The sequence below is a fragment of the Myxococcus sp. AB025B genome (assembly GCF_006518215.1).
Lineage (GTDB): Bacteria > Myxococcota > Myxococcia > Myxococcales > Myxococcaceae > Myxococcus > Myxococcus fulvus.
This window is the reverse complement of sequence record NZ_SRLW01000428.1, coordinates 1-6,261: the sequence shown is the minus strand read 5'-3', so window position 1 is coordinate 6,261 and position 6,261 is coordinate 1. Positions and strand designations below refer to the sequence as shown.

Annotated in this window: 5 protein-coding genes and 1 pseudogene; 4 read left to right on the top strand and 2 right to left on the bottom strand. The window is 70.5% G+C overall.

All coding sequences use genetic code 11. From position 1 onward, the window contains the following. Positions 1-567 (top strand): annotated as a pseudogene (locus FL311_RS39845) (serine hydrolase); the annotation flags it as partial. Between the two features lie 74 nt (positions 568-641). Then, a complete protein-coding gene (gene queD, locus FL311_RS39840) occupies positions 642-1,040 on the top strand; it encodes a 6-carboxytetrahydropterin synthase QueD (protein ID WP_141332869.1) in 399 nt (132 codons plus the stop codon). A 1-nt stretch (position 1,041) separates the two neighbouring features. Here the strand turns inward: queD and FL311_RS39835 are convergent, their stop codons facing one another. Together FL311_RS39835 and FL311_RS39830 are read right to left on the bottom strand one after the other, a co-directional pair. Then, complete coding sequence (locus FL311_RS39835) at positions 1,042-1,821, bottom strand: SDR family NAD(P)-dependent oxidoreductase (RefSeq protein ID WP_141332868.1); 780 nt, start codon at positions 1,819-1,821, stop codon at positions 1,042-1,044. A 157-nt stretch (positions 1,822-1,978) separates the two neighbouring features. Continuing rightward, positions 1,979-2,815, bottom strand: coding sequence for a dihydroneopterin aldolase (locus FL311_RS39830; protein ID WP_141332867.1), 837 nt, complete (start codon positions 2,813-2,815; stop codon positions 1,979-1,981). 262 nt (positions 2,816-3,077) lie between these two features. Here FL311_RS39830 and FL311_RS39825 point away from each other — a divergent pair, with 262 nt between their 5' ends. Next, on the top strand, positions 3,078-4,466 hold the full coding sequence (locus FL311_RS39825) for a hypothetical protein (protein WP_141332866.1): 1,389 nt from the start codon (positions 3,078-3,080) through the stop codon (positions 4,464-4,466). Between the two features lie 772 nt (positions 4,467-5,238). Further along, on the top strand, positions 5,239-6,261 hold a 1,023-nt coding region (locus tag FL311_RS39820; RefSeq protein ID WP_228557397.1), incomplete at its 3' end, for an efflux RND transporter periplasmic adaptor subunit.

The window sequence follows — 6,261 nt, the reverse complement described above, 5'->3', positions numbered from 1 at the left end:
GCGGAGAAGCTGGTGGGCATCTGGTCGGCGGACCCCGTCTATGGGCCCGACGTCCAGGGCGAGCTGACGGTGTTCCGCGAGGGCACCACGTGGCGCGCGCGAATCTCGGGCTACGAGGCCACGGGACAGGCGGAGAAGGGCGCGCTGTCGCTGGCCCTGCCGGGCGGACAGGGGACGTTGCCGGACGGGGAGGCGTACCTGGGCGGCGGTCTCCACGCGCGGCCCCGGGACGCGCTGAAGCTGGGGCAACTGTACCTGTCGGGCGGCGTGTGGAACGGCAAGCGCGTGGTGTCCAGGCAGTGGGTCGAGCGCTCCACCGCGCGGCACTCGGTGATGAGCCCCGAGCGCACCTACGGGTATGCGTGGTGGCGACATGACCTGCGCGTGGGCGAGCGCGTCTACGCGGAATACGAGGCGGGCGGCAACGGCGGGCAGTACGTCATGGTCATCCCCGAGCTGGAGCTCACGGTGATGTTCACCGGGGGCAATTACGGGCAGTTCAACGTCTGGAAGACCTTCCGGGAGGAATTGCTGCCCCGATACATCCTCGCGGCCGTGCGGCGGTAGGGGCGGGGGAGGGGGCGTCGGGCCCGTGTCTTGGCTCGACGCCCGGGGCGGAACGTGGGTAGAAGGCCGGTGCAATGGAGCCTGTTTCGAAGCCCAAAGTCTCGCTGGTGACCGAAATCTCGAGGGAGTTCACCTTCGAGGCCGCGCACTTCCTCCCCAACGTCCCGCCGGGGCACAAGTGCTCGCGCGTCCACGGGCACAGCTATCGCGTCGAAGTCACCGTGCGCGGTCCGGTGGACCCCCACTACGGCTGGGTGGTCGACTTCGCCACGCTCACCGAGGCCTGGCAGGCGATGCACGCGCAGCTGGACCACCGGCTGCTGAATGACGTGCCGGGGCTGGAGAACCCCACCAGCGAGCTGCTGGCCGCCTGGGTCTTCAGCAAGCTGAGCTTCCCCACCGCGAAGGTGGTGAAGATTCGCGTCGCGGAGACCTGCACGTCTCAGTGTGTCGTCTATCCCGAAGAGGGCTGACTCACTCGCGCAGCAGCAGCCCGCCGTCGAGCACCAGCTCCGTGCCGGTCATCCAGGACGCGCCCAGCAGGTGGCGCACGGCCTCGGCGACGTCCTCCGGATGGCCCAGTCTTCCGAGAGGATGCAGTGAGCGCAGGCCCGCGAGCTGAGCCTCCTGACGGCGGGTGTACTCCTCGGATGATGGCGTCGTCTCGCCCGGTGCGAGCCTCACCTCGCGCACCATGTCCGTCTCCACGACTCCGGGCAGCACGGCGTTGGCGCGCACGCCCCGCGCCGCGCCGGCCAGCGCGAGGACCTTCATCACCTGGAGCAGGCCCGCCTTCGCCGCGCTGTACACCGCGCTGGTGACGATGGGCCGCGTGGCCAGCGTGGACGCGACGAAGACCTGCGCGCCGCCGGGCTCCAACACCTCCAGCGCCTGCTCACCCAGGCGCAAAGGCGCGATGAGGTTGATCTCCAACTGGGAGCGCAGCGCCTCCTCGCCGATGTGTCCCGGCGGTTGATGCACCACCTGGCCCGCGCTGTGGACGAAGCCGTCCAGGCCGCCCAGCAGCTCCGCGGCCTGGCGCAGCAGTCCCTCTCGCTCCGTCGGTGACGCCACGTCATGGGGCAGGGCGAAGGCCTGTCCGGGCCAGGCGCGCGTCACCTCGTTGAGGACGTCCGCGCGACGACCCGTCACGACGACGCGGCCACCCGCGCGCAGCAGGGCCTCCGCCACCGCGCGACCGATGCCCGTGCCGCCTCCGGTGATGAGCACCTTCCGGGTGCCCGTCGGCGTCATGAGCAGCGCTCCCAGTGCACGTCCTCCTGTGCGCGGCGGTCTCTCACGGTGACGGGCGTTCCGGCAGGGCTTGCGTCACCTGGAAGGGTGTCGTTCGAGTGCGAGTCTCTCCTCTGTCCTTCATGCCCGGTCAGGTGCTCGTCCGTTGCCACCGCGCTCATGACCGCGTCCCCGTCGAGGACTCCGAGGCGACCAGCTCATCGTGTGGATAGTAGGAGGTGCCCGTGACAGGCGTCAGGCCCTCGGGAGGGGCCTCGGTCTCCACCTCGTCCGACGGGATGAAGCCGGGCTTGTCGACACAGAGCACGGTCTGCTCGGTGGACGAGGGGTTGTCGTAGCGATGCGGGAAGCCGCGCGGCCAGTGGAACGCCTGTCCTCGGGCCACGGGCCGGTGTTGCAGGTGCAGCCCTCCGCCGAGCACCAGCTCGCTCTCCTCCATCTTCTGGTGCACGTGCGTGGGGATGTGGCCTCCGGGTCTGACTCGCAGCCGGTAGACGCCGTAGCCCGTCCCCTCATGGATGATGTCCACGCGGCCGAAGGACTTCTCCTCCTTGCCGTAGACCATCTCCTCCGCGCTGCGGTGCACCTGGAGCGAGGGAATCGCCAGCCCGCCCAGCGCGTGGGGCTTGGTGACTCGCACCGTGGCCGCGTGGACCTGAGCGCGAGGCACGTCCTCGGTGGGTGGCGCCAGCACGTAGCGGCAGATGGCCTCGGCGGCGGACTCGAGCAGCTCGAAGCGACACGACTCCAAGAGGAAGCGCAGCTCCCCCGCGAGCCGGCCGTAGTTCACCGTCTGCGAGAGCTTGCCGCCCGCCGCGGCGCGCGTGTCCAGGAACAGCGCCACGTCGACTTGCAGCGGCTGGGCGGAGATGCGCTCCCGATTGAAGATGCCCACGATGCAGTCCACCGTGAGGCCCCGCACCTCGATGACGTCCAGCGGTCGGCCCTCGGCCGTGGTGATGGTGGGGGGATGGAAGGCGTGCTCGATGCTCATGGCTGTCCGGGAATGTAGGCCGCCCATCGTCCGAGGGAAACGCGGACGCGGGCTCCCGTCTCCTCAGTAACAGGCCGGGGCGGTGAAGGCACTGCCGACGGGCTCCCTGGCCGTGCCCCGAGCTGGGACCCCTGCTTCCGGTGCCCCCGGGTTGGGCTCGCCGGGTGGCTGTCCCGAGGCGCTCGTTCCTGTTTCCCGGCTGGAGGTTGAGTCCTCCAGGTCCTGGCCTCGGGGGCGCGAGTTGCGCGATCCTCCGCGGCCCATGCTCCTCGTCCTCCTGGGTGTGCTCCTGTCCGCGAAGCCGGCGCCGGCCGCGAAGGTCTTCGTGCCGTGTCCCCAGGCCACGCCCGAGTGGACCGCGGCCCACGAGCGCCTCGTCGCGCTGGACGCGAAGCTGGAGGCGCTGCCCGACGGCGTTGACGGCAAGCCGGGCGTGGCGGCGCTGCGAGGGCTCTTGTCCTCGCGCTGCTTCGAGCTGAGCCGCGAGGTGGACGAGCCGGTGCCCGAGGACGTCTCGCTCCTGGCCCTGAAGGACTGGTGGCGTCGGGGCGGGCGGACGTGGGTGGAGTCCTATCTGGAGCTGGGCAGGCCGGGCGTCCGCACGGTGGTCTTGCCGCCGACGGTGCGTGAGGTGCTGATGCTCGACACGGTGAAGCCGGACCACAAGCTCGCGCCGTGGCTGTGCGCCATGGGGGACAGCGCCTGTGTGAAGGAGACCGAGCCCTGGGTCGTCCGGGCCGAGGCGGCCTTCGCCGCCCACCGGGAGAAGGAGGCGAAGCACCTCGCGAGCATCGTGGACGCGGACTCCGCTGGTGGGGGCTTCGGGCCCACGTACTGCGAGAAGGAGGCCCGCAGGAAGTCCAAGCGCTGGCGCTACCCCGCGTGGCGCCTGTGCCTGTCCAGTCATGGGGGCTCCACGCGGATGCTCCCACTGATGGGCTTGCGAGTCCCCTCGGAGGGATGGCTGGTGCTGCGCGGGCGTCGCGGGCACTACTCCTTCTGCGACGAGGTGCGCGCCTACCACCTGGGCACGGGCACGGCCTGGGTGTCGCAGAGCTGCAGCGAGCTGGCCCTGTACGAGGACGCGGAGCGCGTCGGCAAGGTCGACGTGAAGACCACGGACGCGAACCGGCAGGCGCGCGTGGCGGTGGGGACCGTGAGTCACGAGGCGCTGCGAGAGCTGACGTGGATGCTGCTGTTGTCGGGCGAACTCGACGACGTGCTCCGGCCCGCTCCCCTCCGCCAAGAGGTCCCCAAGGGCTTCGCCATCGAGTGGCGGGAACTCCCCGACGACTTCACCACCGTGGGCGGCGTCGTGGGCGGCGTGATGTGGGGCAACAGCGGGCAGACCGTCCTCCGCTGGACGTGGTTCCCACCCGAGCGGGGCGAGCCGCTGTCGGGCGACCTGACCTGGCCCGAGGCCTCGGACCCCGGCGATGACCATGCGGACACCCTGGTGGAGGCGCTCGAGCAGACCTTCCAGGCGGGCTGTCCGACGCGCCCCGTGCCCGTGGACCTGCTCGACTTCACCCGTCCGACCACCGTCAATGAGGTCGACGCACCCGAGGGCGTGTCCCACGTCCAGGATGCCCGTGTCACCGCCCTGCGCGAGTGGAAGCCGCCCCCGGGCTGCACCGTCCCCGGCAAGTGAGGCCCCGCGAGATTGCGTTGCGCTCCGGGGCTCCGGGCAATTAGTAATGGGATATGTTGCAAATTGCCTCGGCGGTGAGGCGCGCCGCGCCTCGGGCGTTCCGTTCATCGGGACGCTGTTGTCCCTCCATGTGTCGCTAGCGTCGTCATCGGACCTCGCGCGGAGGGCCGGGCCATCTCACGGGTCCGGTGCGTCGCGCCGTCGGCTCCGAGCTCCTCGATAGGTACCGCCGTCCTCCCGCCGGTGAAGTGTGCACCGAGGGTCGACGTGTGCCTCCACACTCCCGTGTGTCACCTTCTGGCGGACTTCGTGCCGCGGGGGTGATGTGCGCGTCGTCTCCCGTCCTGTCCGCTCAAGCCCATGACGTCGTAATTCCAGACACCTCCATGTCCTCCGCCTGCGACCTCGTGCGCCGGACGGGAGACGTCCGTGAAGACGCATCCGTAGAACCATCCCTGTTCCCATCGGCGACCTCGTGCGCCGCACGGGAGACGTTCGTGAAGTCGTAGCCCCAGACACCCGTGTCCCCGGTCGGCGACCTCGTGCGCCGCACGGGAGACGTCCTCGAAGACGCATTCCTAGCGCCATCCCAGTCCCCCGTCGGCGATGTCGCGCGCCGCACGGGAGACGTCCGTGAAGTCGTTCCTTGTCCTGTCACCCAGGGCCGTCGGCGGTGGGCGCGCCTCGAGCGCGAACGCCACCGGTGTGTCCCGACCCTTGGAAGAAGTCGGAGTCCCCCATGAATTGGAAGCGTGCAGCAGTCGGAGGGGCCTTGTCCCTTCCTCTCGTCATCGGTGGTCTGGTCCTCGCGCGGAGCGAGAGCGCGGATGCGTCCGGTGGAGCAGGTGGCGTGAAGATGGCGGCGGCCCCCGTCGTCGCCGCGGAGGTCGTCACCCGGCAGGTGGCCGACAGCGCCGAGTTCACCGGTACGTTGGCGGCGGTGCAGAGCGTGGAGCTGCGGCCTCGCGTCGGTGGCTACATCGACTCGGTGCGCTTCGCGGAGGGCGGGTTGGTGACGGCGGGGCAGGTGTTGTTCCAGCTCGACTCGCGCACCTTCGAGGCCGTGCTGGACCGGGCGCGCGCGGACCTGCGTCAGGCCGAGGAGCGCCGCACGCTGGCGGAGAAGCGGTTCGAGCGTGGCGAGAAGCTGGTCGCCGAGCAGGCCATCTCCCAGGGGGACTTCGACGTGCTGACGGCGGAGCGCGCGGAGTCCCGTGCGCGCGTCGAGTCCGCCAAGGCGGCGGTGCGAGGCGCGGAGGTCGACCTGCAGGACACGCGCGTGCGCGCACCCGTGAGTGGACGGGTGGGGCGGGCGCTGGTGACGCAGGGCAACCTGGTCAGCAGCGGCGCGCTGCTCACGACCATCGTCTCGGTGGAGCCCTTCTACGTGTACTTCGACGTGGACGAGGCCACGTACCTGCGCTTCGCGGGGACGACGTCCGGGGCACGCGGGAAGGACGGGCGTGTCAACGCGGTGCCGGTGCGCGTGGCGCTGACGGGGGATGAGGGCTTCCCCCGCGAGGCGCGGCTCGACTTCCTGGACAATCAAGTGGTGGCGGGGACGGGGACTGCGCGAGCGCGCGCGGTGCTGCCCAATCCGGACGGGAAGCTGACGGCGGGGCTCTTCGCTCGGGTGCGGCTGGAGACGGGCGCGGCGCGGCCCACGGTGCTCATCCAGGACCTGGCGGTGGGCACGGACCAGAAGGGGCGCTACGTGCTGGTGGTGCGTCCGGACCAGACGCTGGAGCAGCGGCGCGTGGAGCTGGGGACGACGGCTGTCTCTTTATACACATCT

Coding starts and splice junctions, on each gene's coding strand:
- queD (WP_141332869.1), top strand. CDS start 642: ATGGAGCCTGTTTCGAAGCCCAAAGTCTCGCTGGTGACCGAAATCTCG.
- FL311_RS39835 (WP_141332868.1), bottom strand. CDS start 1,821: ATGACGCCGACGGGCACCCGGAAGGTGCTCATCACCGGAGGCGGCACG.
- FL311_RS39830 (WP_141332867.1), bottom strand. CDS start 2,815: ATGAGCATCGAGCACGCCTTCCATCCCCCCACCATCACCACGGCCGAG.
- FL311_RS39825 (WP_141332866.1), top strand. CDS start 3,078: ATGCTCCTCGTCCTCCTGGGTGTGCTCCTGTCCGCGAAGCCGGCGCCG.